A 20,863-nucleotide genomic window follows, 5' to 3' on the forward strand; every position below is an offset into this window, starting at 1 on the left:
GGGCGGCGCGCAGGTCGCCGCCCCGCCCGGTCGCTTACGCCCTGCGGACATCCGGCCGGAGTACGCTGACGACCGTTGGTTTGAATTATCAAACAGTTGCTCATCGGAGAACGTCATGCGCGTCGCGATCACCGGATCCACCGGACTCATCGGCTCCGCCCTCACCCGTTCCCTCCTCGCCGACGGCCACGGTGTGCTGCGTCTGACCCGCGGCCGGACCGTGGCGCCGGCGGCGGACGGCAGCGAATCCGCGGCCTGGGAGCCCGGCGCCCGGCTGGACCCGGCCGTCCTGGACGGCGTCGACGCCGTGGTCCACCTGGCCGGAGCCGGGGTCGGCGACCGGCGCTGGACCGCTGCGTACAAGGACGAGATCAGGCTCAGCCGGCTCCTGGGGACGCGGACCGTCGCCGAGGCCTGTGCCGAGGCCGCCCGGCCGCCCCGGGTGCTGGTCTCCGCCTCGGCCACCGGCTACTACGGCGACACCGGCGACCGTGTCGTCACGGAGTCCGACCCGGCCGGACACGACTTCCTGGCCTCCGTCTGCGTCGGCTGGGAGTCCGCCGCCGCGCCGGCCGAGCGGGCCGGCGTCCGCGTCGTCCACCCCCGCACCGGTCTCGTCGTCTCCGCCGACGGCGGCGCCTGGGGCAGACTGTTCCCGCTCTTCCGGTACGGCCTCGGCGGCAGGCTCGGCTCGGGCGACCAGTTCTGGCCGTTCATCTCGCTGCCCGACCACATCGCCGCCCTGCGCCACGTGCTCGACCGCGAGGACGTCGCAGGCCCCCTCAACTTCACGGCCCCCGAACCGCTCACGAACCGCGAGATCACCCGGGCGACGGGCCGGATCCTGCACCGCCCCACCCTCGCCGCCGTCCCCGCCTTCGCGCTGCGGACCGTCCTCGGTGAGTTCGCCGAGGGCATCACGGGCAGCTGCCGGGCCGTCCCGGACGGCCTGCTGAAGTCCGGCTTCGCCTTCCGCGAGCCCGCCATCGACGACGCGCTCAGCTCGGCGCTGGGGAAGGCGGGCTAGGCGATCGGCGCGCCCGAGGCGGCCAGCACCGCCGCGAGCGGGGAGCCCGGTTCGAGGCGGTGGCCGTCGCCCGTCACCATTCGGTGCGCGGTCAGGATGTGGTCGCGGGTCGCCGCCGCCGCGGCCTCGGCGTCCCCGCGCTCGCAGGCGTCGAGGATCGCCGCGTGGTGCCGTCCGGCCGGGCTGTGCCGCAGGTCGAAGTGCATCCGGATGCGCTCGGCCTGGTCGGCGAGGCCCTCGATCTCGCGCAGCAGCACCGAGGACCCGGCACGCCGGTAGAGGGCCATGTGGAAGCGGCGGTTGAGTCCGTTGAAGTCCCGCTGCGCGTCGTCGCCGGAGAGCGCCGACTCCAGCCGCTCGTGCGCGTCCCGCATGGCGGCCAGGTCCTCGTCCCGCAGCCTCGGTACGGCGATTCGGGCGGCCAGCGTCTCCAGGTGGATCCGCAGCGCGGCCACCTCCTCCGCGAGGCCCAGGTCGACGTCGGCCACGACCACGCCCCGGTAGGGCAGCCGTCGTACCAGACCGGCGCTGTCCAGCTGGAGGATGGCCTCCCGCACCGGGGTGCGGCTCACGCCCAGGCTCGCGGCGATCTCCGTGGGGTCGAGCCGGTCCCCGGGGGCCAGCTCGCCGGAGACGATGCGCTCCTGCAGGTGCTCGAACACCAGGTCGGCGGCGCGCCGCTGGATGCTGGGCATATCCACCCGCTCCTTCGTTCTTCCCTTTTCCGCTCCGGACAACTTAGCGGCACGGCCTTGTCTGTACAGAATATCCAATGTTCAATGTCCAGCACATTGGATGCTCAGCCCTCTCCCGACGGGGTGCCCGTGACGATCTTTCTGACCGACGCCGACGTCCGAGCCGCCTTCGGCTGGCCCGAGGCCGTCGCCGCCCTGCGCGCCGCCTACTGCGCGCCACCGGACGAGGCCCGTTTCCCGCCGCGCACGATGGCCCGCGGCGAGGGCCTGTGGCTGCGCACCCTCAGCGGGGTGCCGGGAGACGGCGCTCCGATGGGCGCCAAGCTGATCGCCGCCTCTCCGCGGAGCCGACGCGCCTCGTACCTGATCCCGCTGTTCGACCAGGACACCGTCGAGCTGCTGGCGCTCCTCGACGGCAACGCGGTCACCGGCTTCCGTACGGCGGCCACCTCCGCGCTCGCCGCCGACGTCCTCGCCCCGCCCGGGCCGGTCACGGTCGGCGTGATCGGCTCCGGCTTCGAGGCGCAGCACCATGTCCGTGCCCTCGCCGCGGTCCGTGAGCTGTCCTCGGTCACCGTGTTCAGTCCCAACCCCGGCAGCCGAACCCGGTTCACGTCCACGCTCGCCGACCTCGGCGTGCCGTTGCACACGGCGGACAGCGCGGTGAAGGCCGTCGAAGGCGCCGGTCTGGTGGTGTGCGCCGCCCGCTCCCGGGACGAACGGCCGACCCTGCGCGAGGTACCGGCGGGCGCCACCGTCGTCTCGATCGGCTCCACGCTGCCCGAACAGCGTGAGCTGGACACCGGGGTCATCGAGCGGGCCGCCCTGGTCGTCGCCGACCAGCTCCACGAAGTGGCCTGCGAGACCGGTGACCTGATCGCCGCCAAGGAGGCGGGCGTCGACCTCGCCGGGAAGCTGGTCCCGCTCGCCGACGTCGTCTCCGGCCGGGTGCGGGGGCGTCCGGACGCCGACGCGATCGTCGTCTACAAGTCCGTCGGCTCCGCCGTCCAGGACCTCGCGGTCGCCGCGATGTGCGTGCGCCGGGCCGCCGGGCTCTCCCTCGGCACCGAACTGCCGGTCACCGTCTCCCCGGTCGCGAAGTGAGGACCCCCGTGCGCGGCGGACTCGACGACGTCTCCCTGCTGAAGAACGCCGCCTACGTGGACGGCAGGTGGCTGACGGCCCCGGACACCTTCGCCGTGCACAACCCGGCCACCGGCGAGGTGCTGGCCCGACTGCCCCTCCTGGACCGCGCGCGGACCACGGAGGCGATCGACGCGGCGCACCGCGCCCTGCCGGCCTGGCGCGCCCTGGCCGCCAAGGAGCGCTCCCGGATCCTGCGCCGCTGGTACGACCTGGTCGCCGCGCATGCCGAGGACCTCGCCCGGCTCATCGTCCTGGAGGAGGGCAAGCCGTACGCCGAGGCGCTCGGCGAGGTCGCCTACGCCGCCTCCTTCCTGGAGTGGTTCGCGGAGGAGGCCAAGCGGGTGCGCGGGGACGTGCTGGCGGCGCCCGAGGCCTCGCGGCGGATCGTCGTCCTCAAGGAGCCGGTCGGCGTCTGCGCGGCGATCACGCCGTGGAACTTCCCGGCCGCGATGATCACCCGCAAGGCCGGTCCGGCACTCGCCGCCGGCTGCACCATGGTCCTCAAGCCCGCCGAGCAGACCCCGCTGACCGCCCTCGCCCTCGCCGAACTCGCCGAGCGCGCGGGCATACCCGCCGGCGTCTTCAACGTGCTCACCGGCGACCCCCGCGAGATCGGCCCCGAGCTGACCGCCAACCCCCTGGTGCGGAAGCTGACCTTCACCGGCTCCACCGAGGTCGGCCGACTGCTGCTCGCCCAGTCCGCGGCGACCGTGAAGCGGACCTCCATGGAACTGGGCGGCAACGCCCCCGTCCTGGTCCTCGACGACGCGGACCTCGACCTGGCGGTCGCGGGCGTGCTCGCCGCCAAGTACCGCAACACCGGGCAGGCCTGCATCAGCGCCAACCGGGTCTACGTGCAGGACGGCGTGTACGACGCGTTCGCCGCCAAGCTCGTGGCGCGGGTCGCCGAACTCGTCGTCGGGGACGGGTTCGAGGACGGCGTCCAGCAGGGGCCGCTGATCGACGAGGACGCCGTCGCCAAGGTGGAGGCCCAGGTGGCCGACGCGGTAGGGCACGGCGCCGAGGTCCTCCACGGCGGCCGACGGCACGCGCGCGGCGGGCTGTTCTACGAGCCGACCGTCCTCGCCGGTGTCACCGCCGGCATGGCCGTGACCCGGGAGGAGACCTTCGGGCCCGTCACCCCGCTGATCCGGTTCACCGACGAGCAGGACGCGGTCCGCGCCGCCAACGACACCGAATCCGGCCTCGCCGCCTACCTGTTCGCCCGGGACGCCGAGCGCGTCTGGCGGATCGGCGCCGCCCTGGAGGCGGGCATGGTCGGCGTCAACACCGGCCTCATCTCGAACGAGGTCGCCCCCTTCGGCGGCGTCAAGCAGTCGGGGACCGGCCGGGAGGGCTCGGTCTACGGCATCGAGGAGTTCCTCGAACTCAAGTACCTCGCCTGGGAAGGCGCCGGCACCCCGCACCTGTGAAAGGACCACAGCCATGGCCCGTTACACCCGCGCCGAGGCCCGTGAATGGGCGCGAGAGCACCTCGTCGGCGTCGTCAACTGCACCATCCCGTCCTTCACGGGCGACCTGAGGCACATCAACGAGACCGCGATCCGCCATGACACCAGGCTCGCGATCGAGCACGGTTTCGCCGGCACCCTCGGCGTCTCGGAGGTGGCCGTCCAGCTCCCCGAGTACCTGGACTTCCTGCGGATCGTCAAGGACGAGGCGGGAGCGGAGTTCCTCCTCACCCACCACGCCAGCTGGAGCACCCTGGAACAGAACATCGAGGCGGTGAAGGGCGCCGAGGAGGCCGGCGCCGAACTGGTGCTGCTGTCGTACCCGCCGAACTTCTACCCGGAGTCCGAGCAGGACGTCTACGACTACACCAAGGCCGTCTGCGACGCGACGAACCTGGCCGTCATGCTCTTCCCGATGTTCCTGTGGGGCTTCAGCCCCCGCATCCACCCCTCCGACATCCCGGTCCGCCTGATCCGGCGGCTCGTCGACGACTGCCCCAACATCGCCGCGATCAAGGCCGAGGGCGGCTTCCCGGGCATCCAGTCCGTCATCGAGTGCCACCGGCACTTCGGCGACGAGGTGGTCATCTCCATGCCCGTCGAGGGCGAACTGATCCCGCTCTCCCAGATCATGCCGATCCGGTTCTCCGCCACCAGCGACCACGAGTACTACGGCCCGATGATCCCGCGCGCCTTCCGGCTGCTGCGGGAGGGCAGGTACGACGACGCGGCCGACCTGTACTGGCAGCTGCATCCCGCCCGCAAGATCAAGGCGGGGCTCGCCCCGGCCCTGCACGGCGGGGCCTTCCTCAACCGGCAGGCCTGGAAGTTCCAGGGCTGGCTCCAGGGCTACAACGGCGGGCCGCTGCGCCAGCCCACCCAGCGCATCCACGACGCCCAGATGACCGCCCTGCGCCGGGGGCTGATCGAGGCCGGCCTGGAACCGAGCATGGACCCGTTCCGCGAGTTCTTCGTGGGCCGCAACCCCGCGTAGCGCTGCGGGTGGGAGAGCCGCGGCCGGATCCGGGGGTCCGTCCGCCGGCCGCGGGTCCGTCGTGGCTGGTCGCGCAGTTCCTCGCGCCCCTCCGGCGCGCTGTCGTTAACCTGTCGTTATGTGCCCGAACCGCCGGCAAGGGGTCGAATCCGAGTCGTCCCCGGCCGTGGAGGCGCGGGCGACGACGCTGGCGTTCGGCCTTCGGCAGGCGGTGGCGAGTGCCGGGGGACTGGGTGGTCTGCTGCACCTGTGGGACCCCGGCACGGCCCGGCTGACCCTGCACGCGGTGGACGGCATCGCCGCCGGGGCCGCGCGGGCCTGGGCGGAGCTTCGCGAGGAGCAGGACGTGCCGCCGGCCCGCGCTCTGCGGCGCGGTGTCCTCGTCCGGGTGGACGGCGACTGCCTGGGGACGGGCGCGACCGGCACGGTGGCGGTGCCGCTCGTCGGTGCCGCAGGACCGATCGGCGCGTTCTCGGTGCTGCTGGCAGGTTCCGGCGGTCCCGACGACGTACAGCAGTCGTTTCTGCACGCGGTGGCGGCCTGGACCGCCGAGCGCCTGGAGCGCTCCGCCGGGCGGCCGCCGCACCGGACACCGGAGTCCGGGCACGAACTCGCGGTCCGGTCGGCGGAGCTGACGGCGGCGCTCGCCGAGGCCGTGACCGTCCAGGACGTCGTGGGGGCCGTGGCGCGGTGTGTCCTGTCGCCGTTCGGCGCCGACGGGGTAATCGTCTCCGTGTTCGAGAACGGCAGGCTGACCAGGGTCGGCGACGTCGGTTACCCGAAGGCCTACCTGACCCGGTTCGAGGGCCCCCTCGCCGCCGGCATGCCGGTCACCGACGTGCTGCGGACCCGGCGCCCGGAGTTCCTGGAGTCGCCCGCGCGGATGTACGAGCGCTATCCGGTGACGACGGACATGATCCGGATGGGGACCTCGCCGAAGATGGCCTGGGCGTTCCTGCCGCTGGTCGCCTCCGGGCGTGCCGTGGGGGTGGCCGTCCTCTCCTACAACCGGACGCACCCCTTCGGCGAGGAGGAACGCACCCTGTTGACGACCCTCGGCGCCCTGGTCGGCCAGGCCCTGGAGCGGGCCCGCCTGTACGACCTGGAGCACGCCCGCGCGCAGCAACTGCAGAGCGCCCTGCTGCCCCGGACCCTGCCCCGGCTGCCCGCCGCCGTCGCCGCCGCGCGCTATCTGCCGGCGGGCCGGGGCGAGCAGGTGGGCGGCGACTGGTTCGACGTGATCCCGCTCTCCGCGGACCGGGTCGCCCTGGTGGTCGGCGACGTGATGGGCCACGGCATCGCCGAGGCCGCCACCATGGGCCGGCTGCGTACCGCCGTACACACCCTGGCCGATCTCGACATGGCCCCGGACGACCTGCTGGGCCACCTCAACGACCTGGTCAGCGACCTGGGCGAGGACTTCTACGCCACCTGCCTCTACGCCGTCTACGACCCGGTCGGCCGGACCTGCTGCTACGCCCTCGCCGGGCATCCGCCGCCGGTGTTCGTGCATCCCGACGGCACCGTGCACAGTCCCGTCGTGAGCCCCGATCCGCCGCTCGGCGCCGCCACCCCGCCGTTCGCCGTGCACGAACTGCCGCTCCCGGACGGCAGCCTGGTCGTCCTGTGCACCGACGGGCTCATCGAGTCCGACGCCCAGGACGCCGAGCGGGGCCTGACCGAGCTGCTGCGCGTCCTGCGCCGGTCCGCGGTCCGCCCGGCCCGCTTCGCCGGCGCCGACCAGGAGGCGGACGCCCGGGGCCTGGCGGAGCTGTGCGACACGGTCGTCTCGGAGCTGCTCCCGGACCGGGCGCGGACCACCGACGACGCGGCCCTGCTCATCGCCCACACCCGGGCGCTGCCCGCCGACGACATCGCCTCCTTCGGCCTGCCCGACGACCCCCGGGCGGCCGGCCAGGCCCGCCAGCTCGTCCGCGACCAGCTCTCCCGGTGGGGCCTGGACGACCTGTCGACGACCACCGAACTCCTGGTGAGCGAGCTGGTCGGCAACGTGATCCGGCACGCCAGGGGCCCCATGCGGCTACGGCTGCTGCGCAGCCGCATCCTGACCTGCGAGGTCTACGACGGCAGCCTCAGCACCCCGCGCATCCGGCATGCCGCCAACACCGACGAGGGCGGCCGTGGCCTCCAGCTGGTCGCCGCGCTCTCCCGGCGCTGGGGCGCCCGCTACCTCAGCGACGCCAAGTGCATCTGGACCGAGCAGGACATCCCGGACGGCTCCGGGCGGCCCGCGGTCCGGGACCGGACCCCCTCGATAGTCCATCATTGACAGGTCGATGCACAGATGTCTTGCCGAATCTGTCAATGTTGGATTTACGATGGAATCATGAGCCTTCGCCACGCCCTCATCGGACTCCTCGTCGACCGGCCCGCCAGCGGCTACGACCTGCTCAAGCTGTTCGACACCTCGCTGGCCCACGTCTGGCCGGCCACCCAGAGCCAGGTCTACGGGGAGCTGAACCGCCTGGCGGAGGCCGGACTGGTCGACGTGTCCGCCGAGGGGCCGCGCCGGCGCAAGGAGTACCGGGTCACCGAGGAAGGGCTCAAGGAACTGCGGGAGTGGCTGGCCGCCCCGACCCAGCAGCAGCCGCGCCGCAGCGAACTGCTGCTCAAGGTGTTCTTCTTCGGCCTGGCCTCGGACGACCAGGCCCGCGCGGTCCTCGCCGAGCGGGCGGAGCAGGCCGGGGCCTACCACGAGCAGCTCGCGGAGCTGAGGACCGAACTGGAGTCGGACGAGGGGCCGTTGACCGCCAACGGCCGGATCGCCCTGGAATACGGCCTGCGCTGGGCCGAGATGGAGCGGGACTGGGCCCGCTGGGCCGCCGAACAGCTCGGCTGAACGCCGTCGGCGGCACCTCGGCCGGGGGCCCGCGGAGCCTCCCTAGCTCACGACCCCCACATGGGCCAGGGCCTGCTTCAGCAACACCCCGTGGCCGCCCGGCATCTCGCTCTGCACGGCCTCCAGCATCGCCTCCTGCGGACTGAACCACACCAGGTCCAGGGCGTCCTGCCGGGGCCGGCAGTCCCCGGTCACCGGCACGATGTAGGCCAGCGACACCGCGTGCTGACGCGGGTCGTGGTACGGGGTGACGCCGAGCGTCGGGAAGTACTCGGCCACCGTGAACGGCTGCAGGGAGGCCGGCACCCGGGGCAGTGCCACCGGGCCGAGGTCCTTCTCCAGATGGCGCAACAGGGCGTCGCGGACCCGCTCGTGGTGCAGGACACGGCCGGAGACGAGGGTCCGGCTGACCGTTCCGTCCGGGCCGATGCGGAGCAGCAGGCCGATGCTGGTGACTTCGCCGCTGTCGTCGACGCGCACGGGCACGGCCTCCACGTACAGGATCGGCATGCGGGCGCGCGCCATCTCCAGTTCGTCGGAGGACAGCCAACCGGGCGTGGTTTCGGTCATGTCAGACATTGCTTGATCATACTTTCCGGACAGGGCGCGCGTTCAGTCGCGGCCGGGGTCGGATGCGGGAAGTCCGTAGAGACGACGGGCGTTGTCACGTCCCGTCCAGGCGGCGATCCGCACCGCGTCGGTCGGGCTCAGTTCGTCGGCGTCCACCCGGGCCTGGAGTATTCCGGCCAGTCCCTGCCGGAAGGACAGCGCGCCGAGGTGGTGGAACTCGGCCACACCATAGGCGTCCGAGCTGTACAGCAGTTTGCGGAACGGGGTGATCTCCATCGCCTCCGCAAGCACCGCCCCGGCCCGGGCCGGGCCCACGTGGTGCAGGGCGAGCCCGACGTCGAGGTGCACGTGCTCGAACACCGCGGCGAGGTAGGCGGCCTGGCGCTGGTAGGGCCAGCAGTGCAGCAGGAGCACCGGGACGGTGCCGGCGGTCAGCCGCAGCCAGTCGGTGAGCAGCGCCGGGTCCGCGTGGTGCAGCCGCAGGTCCGAGTCGCCGAAACCGGCGTGCAACTGGAGCGGCAGCCCGAGCCCGACGGCGGTCCACAGCAGATGACGCATCAGTACCGGGTCGGTGAGCCTGCCGCCCCCGGAGAACCACAGCGCCGCCGCCCGGGTCACCTCGTTGTACGTCGGCCGCGCCGGGTCCAGGGCGAAACCGGTGCGGTAGGCGGCCACCGACTTGACCGCGACCACTCCCGGCCGCCGTACCGCCTCCTCGGCCGCCGCCCGGAAGGCAGCCGCGTAGTCGGCCGCGTCGATGCCCCGGGCGGCCACCGCCTCGGCGACGCTCTCCAGCCGCACGACCTCGTAGGCGCGCGCCCCGGCCGCCGCCGCGAGTTCGGCGGGGGAGGTGACCGGGTGCGGGGCGTAGCCGGTGTCCACGCAGAACGTCTCCGTGTGCGCGGCCGTCAGGAACCGGCGGTTGACCTCCTGCCAGCCCAGCTCGGCCCGGCGCGCCAGGTAGTCGGCCACCGGCGCGTGCCGCTCCAGGTCGAGCAGGGGTGCGCAGTGCCGTCGTACGGCGATGCCGGCCGGGCTGTCGAACGGCGAGACGCCCGGCCAGGCCTCGCCCTCGGTCAGCAGCGACTCGAACTCGGGCCCGGCGAGGTCGGCGGTGACCGCGCCGTGGCAGTGGTGGTCGACGAGCGGGAGCGCGTCGAGGGCTTCCCGGACCGGCCCCGGCATCAGTACTTCCAGCGGTAGGCCGCCGCCACCCCGGCGTCGTCGAGCCCCGCGACGGCCGCCGTCTCGCCTTCGCGTACGGCGATCACCGCGTCCGCGAGGACCGGGCCGAGCGCGGTGCGCAGCACCTTGTCCTCGCGGAACTCCTCGACGGCCTGGGGGAGCGAGGTCGGCAGCCGGCGCACGCCCCGGGCCACCGCCTCGTCCGGGACCAGCCGGGCCGGGTCGTCGGTGACCTCCTCGGGCAGCGGCGCGGCCGAGGCGATCCCGTCGAGTCCGGCCGCGATGACGCAGCCGAGGGCCAGGTACGGGTTGGCGGCCAGGTCGACCGGTTTGACCTCCAGGTTGGCGTCCTGGCTCTGGTGGCCGGCCGTGCCGGTGATGACCCGGATACCGGTCTCGCGGGTCTCCCGGCCCCAGGCCGTGAACACCCCCGCCCACTGGCCGGGCTTGAGCCGCAGGTAGCTGGCCGGGCTCGGTGCGGTCACCGCCGTCAGCGCGGGCAGGTGCGTCAGCAGCCCGGCGATGAACGACTCGGCCGCGGCCGTCATGCCGTACCGGGCGTCGCCCCCGGCGTGCAGGTTGACCCCGTGGCGCCACAGGGAGAGGTGCAGGTGGCCGCCGTTGCCGACGCCCCGCTCGGTGACGGCCGGGGCGAAGGAGGCCCGCAGACCGTACTTCTGCGACACGGCCCGGACGGTCTGCCGCACCAGCACGCTCTGGTCGGCCGCCGCCACCGGGTCAAGGGCGCCGGTGGAGAGCTCGAACTGACCGGGCGCGTACTCCGGGTGCAGCTGGGCGACCGGCACCTCCTGCTTCTCCAGGGCCGCGAGCAGGTCGGCGGTGTAGTCGCTCAGCTCGATCTGCCGGGCGGCGCTGTACGCCGGACCCGACGTGGCCGGTGCGAACTCCTCGGCCGGCGCGGCGGCCCGGCCGAGCGTCCACTCGATCTCCACCCCCGCCCTGAAGGTGATGCCGTGCCGGTCCTGGGCGTCGGCGACGACCCGGCGCAGGAAGGTGCGGCTGCACCCGGGGTGACGCTCACCCTCCTGGGTGAGCCGGTCGACGGGCGCCCACGCCCAGCCGGGCTGCCCGGCCAGCACCACCAGCCGGTCCAGGTCCGGGTAGAGGCGCAGATCGCCGTCGGGCGAGCCGAGCACGTCGGTGCGCACGATCGCGTCGTTCGCCAGGAAGGTGTCGAACACCGGGGACATGCCGACGCCCCAGGCCACCGCCGGCTGCAACCCCTGCCAGGGGACGGTCTTGACCCTGCAGATCCCCGCGGTGTCCACATAGGCCAGCACGATCCCGCGCACGCCCTGGGCGGACAGCTCGTGGGCGAGGGCATGGGCCCGGGCGAGATCGCCGGGACTCCCGCCGGGTACGGGGTCGACCAGGGGTGGCATACGACGTCCTCCTCGACGGGCTCGGATGCACGCGTCCCGGCCAGGGTTTCACGCCGACCGCACCGAACTGCGCTACCGGCGCCGGGGAGTCGGCCCCGGCCGCCTCGTCCCCATGCGGGAGGAGGCCGGAGAAGCCAGGAGGAGGCAGGGCTCCGGGCTCAGCCGGCCCTCAAGGCCTGACGAGACGGTCCTGCTCCACCGGAGGCGTGCCGTCGTGCCAGGGCAGCGGCCTGCCGAAGCGGATCAGCTCGCCGTAGAGGCCGGGCTCGACGTCCTCGGCGAAGACCAGGTCGAGCACCGCACCGGCGGCCTCGGCGGGGGACTGGGCCCCGCTGAAGTCGCTGAACCAGGGGCGGGACGTGGCGGTGTCGACCATGCCGGGGCAGACCGAGGCGACCAGGGTGCCGGTGGCCAGGTCCTGCTCGCGGCGCTCGGCGGCGACCGCGCGGACGGCCGCGACCTGGGCCACCTTCGAGGGCACGTTCAGCCAGACGGGCCAGCCCGCCTCGGCGGCGGTGCGGTTGTGGACGGCGCTGCGCCAGGACTCGACGGCGTACTCGACCTGGTCGAGGCTGGCCCCGTCGAACAGGTGGTGCAGCCGTCGGTCGAGGTGACCGAGGGTGCCGAGCGAACTCGCCACCACGAGCAGCCGGCCGCCCGGGCGCAGAACGGCGCCGAAGGAACGCAGGACGGCGTGGGTGGCGGTGTTCGAGACGTCGATGAACTCGTCGGCCCGCTCGGACTGCGAGTCCTCGGGCAGGACCCGGGCGACCGCGTTGGAGACGACGACGTCCACCCCGCCGTACCGGGACCCGAGTTCGTCGGCGAGCCGGGTGATCGCGTCGGCGTCGGTGACGTCCAGGACCCGGCCCTCGACGCGGGCGCGCGTTCCGGGCAGCCGGGCGACCTCGGCGGCGGCGTCCGTCACCCGCCCGGGGTCGCGCCCCGTGAGCAGGACCAGGTCGTGCGGACCCAGCCGGGCGGCGAGGCCTTCGGCGAGTGCGCGGCCGAGCCCTTGGTTCGCGCCGGTGACAAGGGCGATGCGGGAAGCGTTCATGCGTCCCACGCTAGGAACGGCGCGTTCATGAGTCCAACGAAAGTTACGCACGGCTAGTATGCGTGAACGTCATGGACTTCAACGATGTGTCACTGACCGCGCTGCGGGTCTTCCGCGCGGTCACCGAACAGGGAACCTTCACCGCCGCCGCGGCCTCGCTGGGCTACACCCAGTCGGCGGTGTCCCGGCAGATCGCCGCGATCGAGCGGGCAGCGGGCGCGGAGCTGCTGGAGCGGCGCCGCGACGGGGTACGGCTCACCGCGGCCGGCCGGGTCGTCATGCGGCGCGCGACGACCGTGCTCGACGAGATCGAGGCGACGGCGCGGGAACTGTCCGGACTGCCCGGAGAGGGCGGCACGGTCCGCCTCGGCTGGTTCCCCACCGCGGGCGCCGTGCTGGTCCCGTACGCCCTGACCGCGCTCCGCCGGACGGACCCCGGCCTGGAGGTCGTCGGCCGCGAGGGCACCACCCCGGCACTGGTGCGTGCCCTGCGCGCCGGCAGTATCGACCTGGCCCTGCTCGCGTCGGCGCCGCCGTTCCGGGCGCCGGACGCCGAATCGCCCCCGCTGGTGCTCCAGACCCTCACCGAGCGCGCCCTGTGCCTCGCGCTGCCGGCCGGCCACCCCCTGGCCCGCGGCGACTTCGTCGATGTGGCCGACCTGCGCGGGCAGCGCTGGATCGCGGGCTCCGCCTCCGGGGAGGACCGGCTGATGGGCGTGTGGCCGGGGCTGGACGAGCGGCCGGAGATCGTCCATGTCGCCCGCGACTGGCTGGCCAAGCTCCATCTCGTCGCCGCCGGCTGCGGGTTGACCACCGTACCGGCTGCCCTTGCCTCCGCGGCGCCGGCCGGTGTCCGGATCCTGCCGGTCCGCGGCGGGCCGCAGGAGCAGCGCCGCCAGCTGCTGGCCCGGCTGCCGCATCCGCCTGCCGACGCGGTCGTCCGGGTGGCCGCCGCCCTGCGTGCGGCGGCGCTCGACGTGGACGCACCGGACCGACCGGATCGCCCGGACCGGCTCAGGTGAGCCTCCGGCGGGCGGGCGGGGGTGCGTGCGTGCCGGGGTCAATCGGCGAGACGGTACTTACACCATCCGGTTGTCCGGACATAGCATCGGTCCCCGCATGAACACGATGACGCTCTGGCACATATCCGGCTGGGAGTTCGCCGCCCTGGCATTCGCCGCCCTGCTCGTCGGCTTCTCCAAGACCGCCGTCAGCGGGGCCAACACCGTCAGTCTCGCCGTCTTCGCCGCGGTCCTCCCGGCCCGTGCCTCCACCGGCGTCCTGCTCCCGCTGCTCATCGCGGGCGACGTGCTGGCCGTGGCGACCTACCGGCGGCACGCGCACTGGCCCACGCTGTGGCGGCTGTTCCCGGCGGTCGCGGCCGGCGTGCTGGTCGGCACGCTGTTCCTGGTCTGGGCCGACGACGGCGTCGTACGGACCTCGATCGGCGCGATCCTGCTGCTGATGGCCGGGGTCACGGTGTGGCGGCGCCGCACGGCCGACCGCCCCGACGACCCGGACGAGGTCACCACCCGGGCGGGCCGGGCGAAGGCCGGTTCGTACGGTGTGCTCGGCGGCTTCACCACGATGGTCGCCAACGCGGGCGGCCCGGTGATGTCGATGTACCTGCTGTCGGCCGGCTTCCGCAAACTCGGCTTCCTGGGCACCTCGGCGTTCTTCTTCCTGATCGTGAACCTCTCCAAGGTCCCCTTCAGCGCCGGTCTCGGCCTGATCGACGGCCACTCGCTGCTGCTGGACGCCGCGCTCGTGGTGTTCGTCGTGCCCGGCGCGCTCATCGGCAGGTGGGCGGTGCACCGGATCAACCAGCGGCTGTTCGAGCAGTTGGTCATCGCGGCGACGATCCTCGGCGGCCTGCAGCTCCTGCTGCGCTGAACGCTTCTCCGGCCCGGGAATGCGACGGCGGGAGGTGTTGTTGGACAGGTCGTGAATGACATGCCCGGATCAAGAAAGTCGGGTGTGGGCGAAGGGAGAACCTCATGGCACGCAGCACCGCGCGTCCCGTCGTCAGGCTGAAGTCGACGGCCGGGACCGGTGTCACCTACGTGACCCGCAAGAACCGCCGGAACGACCCCGACCGGCTGGTCCTGCGCAAGTACGACCCGGTGGCCGGCGCGCACGTCGACTTCCGCGAAGAGCGCTGAAGCCGAGCGGCAGCGCACCAGCACCCCCAGAGAGGAAACCCCATGAAGGCCCGCATTCATCCCGCGTCCCGTCTCGTGGTCTTCCGGGACCGCGCCGCGGACACCGCGTTCCTGACCCGCTCCACCGCCGACTCGTCCCGGACGATCGAGTGGGAGGACGGCAACACCTACCCGCTGATCGACGTGGAGATCTCGTCCGCGTCGCACCCCTTCTACACCGGCAGGGCGCGGGTCCTGGACAGCGCCGGCCGAGTGGAGCGTTTCGAGCGCCGGTACGGCCGTACCGCCGCCGCCCGCGGCTGACCGGCCCGGCGACCGACCCGAGGAGAACAGAACCATGAAGGTCCGCAAGTCCCTGCGTTCACTGAAGGCCAAGCCCGGCGCCCAGGTGGTCCGCCGGCGGGGTGTGGTCTACGTGATCAACAAGAAGGACCCCCGCTTCAAGGCCCGCCAGGGCTGACGGAGGTCCCGTCCCACGACGGCCGCCCGGCGATCCCGCCGGGCGGCCGTCGTGCGCCACGGCGTCCCCGCGGCGTCGCCCCCTGCGCAGGACCCCGTACGCTCGCCCCATGTCCCCGCACGTCCTGATCCTCGGCGGTACGGCCGAGGCCCGCCGTCTCGCCACCGAGCTGTCGGGGTGTTCCGGGGTCCGTGTCACCACCTCGCTCGCGGGCCGGGTCGCACGGCCGGGCACGCTCGCCGGCGAGGTGCGGATCGGAGGGTTCGGCGGGGCGGCCGGCCTCGGCGACTGGCTTCGCGATCACGGCGTGGACGCGCTGGTGGACGCCACCCACCCCTTCGCCGAGACGATCACCGCGAACGCGGCCCGAGCGGCCCGGGCCACCGGAGTCCCCTCCGTCGTCCTGCGCCGCCCCGGCTGGCTGCCGCAGCCGGGTGACGACTGGCACCCGGTCCCGTCCCTGCCCGCGGCGGCCACCGCCCTGTCCCGCTTCGGCCCCCGGGTCTTCCTCGCCACGGGACGCCTCGGCCTGTCCGCCTTCGCCCACCTGACGGACCGGCACTTCGTCGTGCGGTCCGTGGAACCCCCCGACCCTCCGCTGCCCCGGCACACCGAAGTACTGCTGGCGCGCGGGCCGTTCGCCGTCGCCGACGAGCGCGCGCTGCTGGCCGGGAACCTGATCGACGTCCTGGTCACGAAGGACAGCGGGGGAGCGGCCACGGCCGCCAAACTCACGGCCGCACGGGAACTCGGGCTGCCCGTGGTCGTCGTACGCCGGCCGCCGTTGCCGGCCGGCGTGACGGCCGTGCCGGACGTCACCGGCGTGCTGGAACGGCTGGGGCTCGGCCCCGCCTGACCACGGTCGCCCGGTCCAGGGCCGCGAGCGGCATCCCCGGCACGGTCGTCACGCAGACGACGCCACCCGGGCACCGCTCAGCCCTCCTTCGGAACCTCCGGGTGGCGGCGCAGCAGATAGGTGTCCATGATCCAGCCCTTGCGCTCGCGTGCCTCGGCCCGCAGCCGCTCGATGCGCGGACCGGCCTCGGCGATCGGACCGGAGACCAGGATCTCGTCCGGGGTGCCCAGGTAGGCGCCCCAGTAGATGTCGATGTCCTCGCCTGCGTACCGGCGGAAGGCCTGGTGCGCGTCGAGCATCACCACCACGTCGTCCACCCCGTCCGGCAGCCCCTCGGCGAGCCGCCGCCCGGTGGTGATCTGCACCGGCCGGGCCACCCGGTTCAGCCCCGTACGGTGCCGGGCCGCCAGCGCCGAGACACTGCTGATCCCGGGCACCACGTCGTACGAGAACCGCACCGCGCCCCGGGCCAGCACCTCCTCCAGGATCGCCAACGTGCTGTCGTACAACGACGGATCGCCCCACACCAGGAAGGCGCCGGTCTGCTCCTCGCCCAGCTCCTCACGGATCAGCCGCTCGTAGATGTCCGCGCGGGCACTGCGCCAGTCACCGACGGCCGGTGAGTACGCCCCGCCGCCCGCGGCCCGGTCCCGCTCCGGGTCCCGCGCCTCGACCAGCCGGTAACCGCCGTCCGGTATGTGCGTGTCGAGCATGTCCCGGCGCAGTCCGGTCAGATCGCTCTTGACCTCGCCCTTGTCGAGGAGGAAGAACACGTCGGTGCTCCGCAGCGCCCGGACCGCCTGGAGGGTGAGCTGGTCGGGGTCGCCCGCACCGATACCGATGACATGAATCTCTCGCACGCCTCCGAGTCTGCCGCATGCCACTGACAGCGGATCACCCCGGTGCTAGCGCGAGCCGCGCAGCCGGGGTGCCTCGCCCTTCGCGTCGACGCTCCCGGCGCCGCCCTCCACCCGCCCGGCCAGCTCCCGCGCCCACCGCGCGAGCCCGTCGACATCGATCCCGTGAGGCCGCGGCCCCCCGCCCCCGCCCGCCCACTCCTCCACCGCACCCGCGCCGCGCCGCAGCAACCGCGCCCCGCCGGTCACGTTTCCGCGGGCCGCGTGCGTGAGCCCCACCGCCAGCTGGGCCAGCCCCCGCCACAGCGTGCGCTCCGTCTCCGGCCCCGACTTCCACGCGTCCTCGAACACCTCGTGCGCGTGGAACGGCTTCCCGGCGTCCAGCAGCGCCTGCGCCTCGGCGACCGTCTCCCGCGGAGTCCGCACGACCCCCTCGGGCTGCCGCTCGACGCCCGTCTCGCCGTACGGCAGCGGCCGCCCCAGCCCGTCCCGCGGCCGTGCGCTGCGCGCCCGCCCCTCGGCGTCCCGGTCCCGTGCTCCTGTCCCCGCGTCTTCCATACGACCGATTGTCCCCCTGTCGCCCCTCGCCCTCTTTCTGCCCGGCCGGGAACGTGGGGTAAGGTGCTGTTCGCGCGATCACGCGGGTCACCGCGAGGGAACGCACCGGGACGTGGCGCAGCTTGGTAGCGCACTTGACTGGGGGTCAAGGGGTCGCAGGTTCAAATCCTGTCGTCCCGACTCTATGGAGTCGCAGATGAGGGGCGGTTTCGGAGAAATCCGAAACCGCCCCTTGATCTTTTCTGGGAACCAGTGGGGAACCAGCTGAAGGGTGCGCGGAGCGCGTAGCACGCTGAGGTGTGCGGAGAGTGCCGTACCCGCGGCTGTGATCTTTCGGACGTCCGGGTGCAGGTAGCGCTGAGTGGTGGTCAGTGAACCGTAGGACGCGCCGGGCCACGAGCGGGCGGGGTCTCCTCGATGATGGGAACCGGCCAGAGCCCTGGAGCGGGCCCGAGCGCGGTATGTGAGCCTGCCTGCCACGACAGGCACAGTGAGCGGGTCTGCTCGCTCTTGAGCTGGGCGAACCGGTCACGGATGTACGTCCTGAGCTCCCGTCCGGGGAAGGATATGAGTGACAGGTGCTCCCCGTGGTTGCCCTGGGCCCAGCGCGCGGCAGTGATCTCGTAGCCCGAGACGTGGGCGCAGAGCTGGAGCAGGGCTTCGGGCATCTCCTCCTCGATGAGGAGATCGGCCTTGGCGACCACCACGTCGCGCATGGCTTGGATGTTGGGGATGAAGACGGTGGTGGCCCAGGTGCGCCACTCCGCGAGTTCGTGCTCGGTGGGCGGTGTGTCGTGGCGGAAGGGGTCGCGGCCGTCGGGGCGGGCGTACATCTCCGAGAAGGTGTCGTAGGTGCGGCTGTTGGCTTCCATCAGGGCGAACAGCGGCCCGTAGAAGTCACTCAGTTGCTGGTTGACGCGCGTGAGCCGGGCCTGCCTCTGCGCGAGGCGCAGCCCGTTCAGGTAGGTCGCGAGGTAGCCGACGAACGCCAGCCCGACGGTCACGATCACTGTAGCCATGGGAGGCGATGTTATGGGCCTGCCCAGCATCTGCTGAGGACGAGGTTGTGGAGGCGGGCGACACCGTGCATGGCGTCGTGGATGCCGTCGCCTTGCAGGCGGCAGACGCGGCGGATCTTCTGGCTCTTCGGGGAGGCGGGCCGCGTCTCGTCCGTCGGTGGCGGTGGAAATCCCGTGCCAGTTGCTCAAACACCCGCTCTGCCGCGTCGCATTTTCGTGCGCCGGTGTCGTGCACGGCCGGCTGAGCCATGTCGAAGCCGGCCCGCTGGACATCCACCGCGAGCCTGGCCAGGAACCCTTCGCGATTGCGGTATTCGTCGCCCGGGGGTTCCTCGTAGGCGGCCACATACAGGTCCGCCAGCTCCTCCCGGTCTCCGTCCGCCTGCCATCGGCTCAGTCTGCGGAAGAACACTTCGCCCATAGCCATCCCCTCGCCCGTAACACCCGGCCCTCTAACTGCCCCACCAGCCCCGGACTCATTCGGACGCCCGGCTCCACCCGGGCACCGTGGCAGGGTCCGGGTCCTCGGACGGGCCGGCCCCGGGAGACTGTGGCGAGGCGCCGGGAGGGACGGGGGAACGGGTCGGTGAGTGGGGGAGGCAGGTCGTCCGGGTGAGGGCGCGCGGGGTGCCGGTCGGCTTCAACGTGAGGGTGTCGGGGGTAGCCGGCAGCAGTCGGGCCTCGACCCCTGGGGCGAGCCGAGCGGGTCACCGCCGTCCGGTGAGGCGTTCGTGTGCCAGGGCCGCGGAATCCTCGGGGCACTGTGCCTCTGCCACGCACACCTCGACATACCGTGTGCCGCTCGCCGCGTGGCGCGTCCGTACCCCGGCGGTGTCCCGTGCGGCGTCCGTCGTGCACGGGACGATCGCCACGAGTCCGTTGCGGGCCAGTACCTCGGCCGTGATACCCGTACGGTCCGTGTCCTCACCGGTGGCGACGGGCCTGTCGAGGACCTGCACCCGGCGCCCCTCGGCTGTCAGCCGCTCGGCCATCGTGAAGGCGGCTGCGCGCCGGTCGGCGAGTGACCGCCCGGTGACCCAGACCGTCGCGCCCGGGCAGGTACATCGGCACTTACCGTCGTTCAGCATGCGTACCCCCAGGCACAGGTGATGCCGCGCGGGGCCTCCGGCACCTCTCGTTGAAGACTTGACCATACCGTTGCCCGCACCTGGGGTCACCATGGGCGGTGGATGCGAACCCGATGGGACGGATCGGCGCCCTGCCGTGGCGGGCGCCCAGGCAGACGGAAGTCGAAGCCCGTGGGTGCGACCCGCCATCGCTCCTTCGCTTGCGCAAGTCTGGAACCGTTAGACTCGCGATTCCTGCCGCGAATGTTACCGTGTGGTGACGGAAAGTAAGCGGCGCGTCTTCGAGTCTCGGGGGATGCGTGACGGGTGCCGGACTGCCGCGGTCTGAGTTCAATGGGGTGTTCGAGCAGGTACTGGACCGGGCTCTTGGGCTCGCACCGGTCGCCGAGGCGATCGACCGGTGCGCGGGACCGCTCGGTCGCGAGGAACTGCGTGACCGGGCGGTGCGGGCGCGCGGCGCCATCCTGGCGTTCGCGGACATCGAATACCGTGCCTATCGCGAAGCCCTTGCCGCGGCCGGCGAGGGCGGGCGGGCGACCGTAGGCGCACCGGAGCCGGCGGCCGACGGCGTCGCCGCGAAGCCGAAGCCGTCTGTGCCCTCGGTGCTCATGTGTCGGGTGCCGGCCGTGATCGGGCTTGTGTTCCTGCTCTCCGGCTTCGCCGTGCGCTCGTACGGCGGTCGCCCCTACGTCGGAGGTGGTCTGGTCACGGTCGGGCTGCTCGCGGCGGCCGTCGCCGTCGGAGCGGCGGTCGGTGATCTCCTGTGGTTGTCGGTGACGGCGGCGCGCGGTCACTCCGGGGGCGCTCGTGACGTGCTTCCCGACGTGGGGCGGGCCCGGCGGGCGTGGGAACTGGCCCTGCTGGAACGGGGGATGGTCCCCTTCCTCCTGGGGCGCCTGGAAGAGGCTCGTATGGGGGAGCGGGGTGATCGCGCCGCGCGTTAGTCCTCGCGGGTGAAGGGGGCGCTGCTGTCCGCCCTGCTGTCTTCTACAACTCTGTTGAAGTTGATTGCGGCTGCCGGCTCGCCCTCTGGCGGCAAGGCGGCCCGATGGAAGGGGAGTCGGCATGGTCCTGTGGGGTCGGGTCAAGGACTCGGCGTCGCGGATGCAGACGGGAAGACCGACCCGTCCGAGCGGCAGCGCGTCGCGCGGCTCGTCTTCGGCAACGAGGTGCTGCCGAACTTTCCGGCCGACGACCTTCAGCGTCGCTTCGACGGCAACCTGGACAAGCCGACCGCCGGCTTCGGCTTCGACTTCGGCAAGGTAAGCGTCTTGCAGGAGGTGGCCAAGGTGAAGAAGAAGCCCGCCGAGGCCCGCGCCGTGATTCGGATCGGCATCGGCATCGGCGGCGCCGACGGTGACTTCGACGCCGTCGAGCGTGCCGTGGTCCGGGACGCGTGCTTCACGCTGGGGCTGCCGCCGCACGGGTTCGACCTCTGACACCGGGGTGGTGCG

Annotated in this window: 23 protein-coding genes and 1 tRNA gene; 15 read left to right on the forward strand and 9 right to left on the reverse strand. The window is 72.9% G+C overall.

Features of this window, described 5'->3' with window-relative positions; translation table 11 throughout:
• The first annotated feature begins 115 nt into the window (after nucleotides 1-115).
• Nucleotides 116-1,027 (forward strand): TIGR01777 family oxidoreductase, encoded by a 912-nt coding sequence (locus tag ACGF5O_RS29400; RefSeq protein WP_393812891.1) that lies wholly within the window; start codon nucleotides 116-118, stop codon nucleotides 1,025-1,027.
• On the opposite strand, the gene ACGF5O_RS29405 is transcribed toward ACGF5O_RS29400, so the two are convergent.
• Complete coding sequence (locus ACGF5O_RS29405; protein WP_393812892.1) at nucleotides 1,024-1,722, reverse strand: GntR family transcriptional regulator; 699 nt, start codon at nucleotides 1,720-1,722, stop codon at nucleotides 1,024-1,026. The genes ACGF5O_RS29400 and ACGF5O_RS29405 overlap by 4 nt on opposite strands.
• A gap of 129 nt (nucleotides 1,723-1,851) precedes the next feature.
• Between ACGF5O_RS29405 and ACGF5O_RS29410 the strand changes: the two genes are divergently transcribed.
• The 5 genes from ACGF5O_RS29410 (at nucleotide 1,852) to ACGF5O_RS29430 (ending at nucleotide 8,194) form a co-directional block, all read left to right on the forward strand.
• Nucleotides 1,852-2,826, forward strand: a complete 975-nt coding sequence (locus ACGF5O_RS29410; RefSeq protein ID WP_393812893.1) for an ornithine cyclodeaminase family protein — start codon at nucleotides 1,852-1,854, stop codon at nucleotides 2,824-2,826.
• Nucleotides 2,827-2,882: 56 nt separating this feature from the next.
• Complete coding sequence (locus ACGF5O_RS29415) at nucleotides 2,883-4,301, forward strand: NAD-dependent succinate-semialdehyde dehydrogenase (protein WP_393813118.1); 1,419 nt, start codon at nucleotides 2,883-2,885, stop codon at nucleotides 4,299-4,301.
• A 13-nt stretch (nucleotides 4,302-4,314) separates the two neighbouring features.
• Nucleotides 4,315-5,334 carry a dihydrodipicolinate synthase family protein gene (locus tag ACGF5O_RS29420; protein ID WP_393812894.1) on the forward strand — a complete coding sequence of 340 codons (1,020 nt, stop codon included), beginning with the start codon at nucleotides 4,315-4,317 and terminating at the stop codon, nucleotides 5,332-5,334.
• A 118-nt stretch (nucleotides 5,335-5,452) separates the two neighbouring features.
• Nucleotides 5,453-7,624 carry a SpoIIE family protein phosphatase gene (locus ACGF5O_RS29425; protein ID WP_393812895.1) on the forward strand — a complete coding sequence of 724 codons (2,172 nt, stop codon included), beginning with the start codon at nucleotides 5,453-5,455 and terminating at the stop codon, nucleotides 7,622-7,624.
• 57 nt (nucleotides 7,625-7,681) lie between these two features.
• The gene (locus ACGF5O_RS29430) at nucleotides 7,682-8,194 is read left to right on the forward strand and encodes a PadR family transcriptional regulator (RefSeq protein WP_393812896.1); all 513 of its coding nucleotides are present in this window, start codon (nucleotides 7,682-7,684) and stop codon (nucleotides 8,192-8,194) included.
• A gap of 42 nt (nucleotides 8,195-8,236) precedes the next feature.
• Here ACGF5O_RS29430 and ACGF5O_RS29435 read toward each other — a convergent pair whose 3' ends face one another.
• The 4 genes from ACGF5O_RS29435 to ACGF5O_RS29450 all read right to left on the reverse strand — a co-directional run bounded on the left by ACGF5O_RS29435 (nucleotide 8,237) and on the right by ACGF5O_RS29450 (nucleotide 12,409).
• Entirely contained in the window at nucleotides 8,237-8,764 is a 528-nt protein-coding gene (locus ACGF5O_RS29435; RefSeq protein WP_351714406.1) for an NUDIX hydrolase family protein, read from the reverse strand.
• 42 nt (nucleotides 8,765-8,806) lie between these two features.
• On the reverse strand, nucleotides 8,807-9,949 hold the full coding sequence (locus ACGF5O_RS29440) for an amidohydrolase family protein (protein WP_393812897.1): 1,143 nt from the start codon (nucleotides 9,947-9,949) through the stop codon (nucleotides 8,807-8,809).
• The gene (locus tag ACGF5O_RS29445; protein WP_393812898.1) at nucleotides 9,949-11,352 is read right to left on the reverse strand and encodes a glutamine synthetase family protein; all 1,404 of its coding nucleotides are present in this window, start codon (nucleotides 11,350-11,352) and stop codon (nucleotides 9,949-9,951) included. Before ACGF5O_RS29445 ends, ACGF5O_RS29440 begins: the two co-directional genes overlap by 1 nt.
• Before the next feature lie 169 nt (nucleotides 11,353-11,521).
• Nucleotides 11,522-12,409: an SDR family NAD(P)-dependent oxidoreductase gene (locus tag ACGF5O_RS29450; RefSeq protein ID WP_393812899.1), complete on the reverse strand. Its 888-nt coding sequence runs from the start codon at nucleotides 12,407-12,409 to the stop codon at nucleotides 11,522-11,524.
• 71 nt (nucleotides 12,410-12,480) lie between these two features.
• Here ACGF5O_RS29450 and ACGF5O_RS29455 point away from each other — a divergent pair, with 71 nt between their 5' ends.
• The 6 genes from ACGF5O_RS29455 to ACGF5O_RS29480 all read left to right on the forward strand — a co-directional run bounded on the left by ACGF5O_RS29455 (nucleotide 12,481) and on the right by ACGF5O_RS29480 (nucleotide 15,887).
• A complete protein-coding gene (locus ACGF5O_RS29455) occupies nucleotides 12,481-13,431 on the forward strand; it encodes a LysR family transcriptional regulator (RefSeq protein ID WP_393812900.1) in 951 nt (316 codons plus the stop codon).
• A 97-nt stretch (nucleotides 13,432-13,528) separates the two neighbouring features.
• The gene (locus ACGF5O_RS29460) at nucleotides 13,529-14,302 is read left to right on the forward strand and encodes a sulfite exporter TauE/SafE family protein (RefSeq protein ID WP_393812901.1); all 774 of its coding nucleotides are present in this window, start codon (nucleotides 13,529-13,531) and stop codon (nucleotides 14,300-14,302) included.
• A gap of 104 nt (nucleotides 14,303-14,406) precedes the next feature.
• Nucleotides 14,407-14,571, forward strand: coding sequence for a 50S ribosomal protein L33 (gene rpmG, locus ACGF5O_RS29465; RefSeq protein WP_046728127.1), 165 nt, complete (start codon nucleotides 14,407-14,409; stop codon nucleotides 14,569-14,571).
• Between the two features lie 42 nt (nucleotides 14,572-14,613).
• A complete protein-coding gene (locus ACGF5O_RS29470; protein ID WP_181808960.1) occupies nucleotides 14,614-14,874 on the forward strand; it encodes a type B 50S ribosomal protein L31 in 261 nt (86 codons plus the stop codon).
• Between the two features lie 34 nt (nucleotides 14,875-14,908).
• Nucleotides 14,909-15,031, forward strand: coding sequence for a type B 50S ribosomal protein L36 (gene ykgO / locus ACGF5O_RS29475; RefSeq protein WP_046728129.1), 123 nt, complete (start codon nucleotides 14,909-14,911; stop codon nucleotides 15,029-15,031).
• A 109-nt stretch (nucleotides 15,032-15,140) separates the two neighbouring features.
• Entirely contained in the window at nucleotides 15,141-15,887 is a 747-nt protein-coding gene (locus ACGF5O_RS29480; protein WP_393812902.1) for a cobalt-precorrin-6A reductase, read from the forward strand.
• A 77-nt stretch (nucleotides 15,888-15,964) separates the two neighbouring features.
• On the opposite strand, the gene cobF is transcribed toward ACGF5O_RS29480, so the two are convergent.
• Together cobF and ACGF5O_RS29490 are read right to left on the reverse strand one after the other, a co-directional pair.
• Nucleotides 15,965-16,747: a precorrin-6A synthase (deacetylating) gene (gene cobF / locus ACGF5O_RS29485; RefSeq protein WP_393812903.1), complete on the reverse strand. Its 783-nt coding sequence runs from the start codon at nucleotides 16,745-16,747 to the stop codon at nucleotides 15,965-15,967.
• Nucleotides 16,748-16,792: 45 nt separating this feature from the next.
• On the reverse strand, nucleotides 16,793-17,302 hold the full coding sequence (locus ACGF5O_RS29490; protein WP_393812904.1) for a DUF309 domain-containing protein: 510 nt from the start codon (nucleotides 17,300-17,302) through the stop codon (nucleotides 16,793-16,795).
• Between the two features lie 106 nt (nucleotides 17,303-17,408).
• Here ACGF5O_RS29490 and ACGF5O_RS29495 point away from each other — a divergent pair.
• A tRNA-Pro gene (locus tag ACGF5O_RS29495) sits at nucleotides 17,409-17,482 on the forward strand.
• A gap of 188 nt (nucleotides 17,483-17,670) precedes the next feature.
• Here ACGF5O_RS29495 and ACGF5O_RS29500 read toward each other — a convergent pair.
• Both ACGF5O_RS29500 and ACGF5O_RS29505 read right to left on the reverse strand, forming a co-directional pair.
• Nucleotides 17,671-18,321, reverse strand: a complete 651-nt coding sequence (locus ACGF5O_RS29500; RefSeq protein WP_393812905.1) for a hypothetical protein — start codon at nucleotides 18,319-18,321, stop codon at nucleotides 17,671-17,673.
• A 707-nt stretch (nucleotides 18,322-19,028) separates the two neighbouring features.
• Nucleotides 19,029-19,409, reverse strand: a complete 381-nt coding sequence (locus ACGF5O_RS29505; RefSeq protein WP_393812906.1) for a hypothetical protein — start codon at nucleotides 19,407-19,409, stop codon at nucleotides 19,029-19,031.
• A gap of 338 nt (nucleotides 19,410-19,747) precedes the next feature.
• On the opposite strand from ACGF5O_RS29505, the gene ACGF5O_RS29510 reads away from it, so the two are divergent.
• Nucleotides 19,748-20,353 carry a hypothetical protein gene (locus ACGF5O_RS29510; RefSeq protein WP_393812907.1) on the forward strand — a complete coding sequence of 202 codons (606 nt, stop codon included), beginning with the start codon at nucleotides 19,748-19,750 and terminating at the stop codon, nucleotides 20,351-20,353.
• Nucleotides 20,354-20,362: 9 nt separating this feature from the next.
• Entirely contained in the window at nucleotides 20,363-20,848 is a 486-nt protein-coding gene (locus ACGF5O_RS29515) for a tellurite resistance TerB family protein (protein WP_393812908.1), read from the forward strand.
• The last annotated feature ends 15 nt before the right edge of the window (nucleotides 20,849-20,863 follow it).

The sequence above is a fragment of the Streptomyces sp. NPDC048291 genome (genome assembly GCF_043201715.1).
GTDB lineage: Bacteria > Actinomycetota > Actinomycetes > Streptomycetales > Streptomycetaceae > Streptomyces.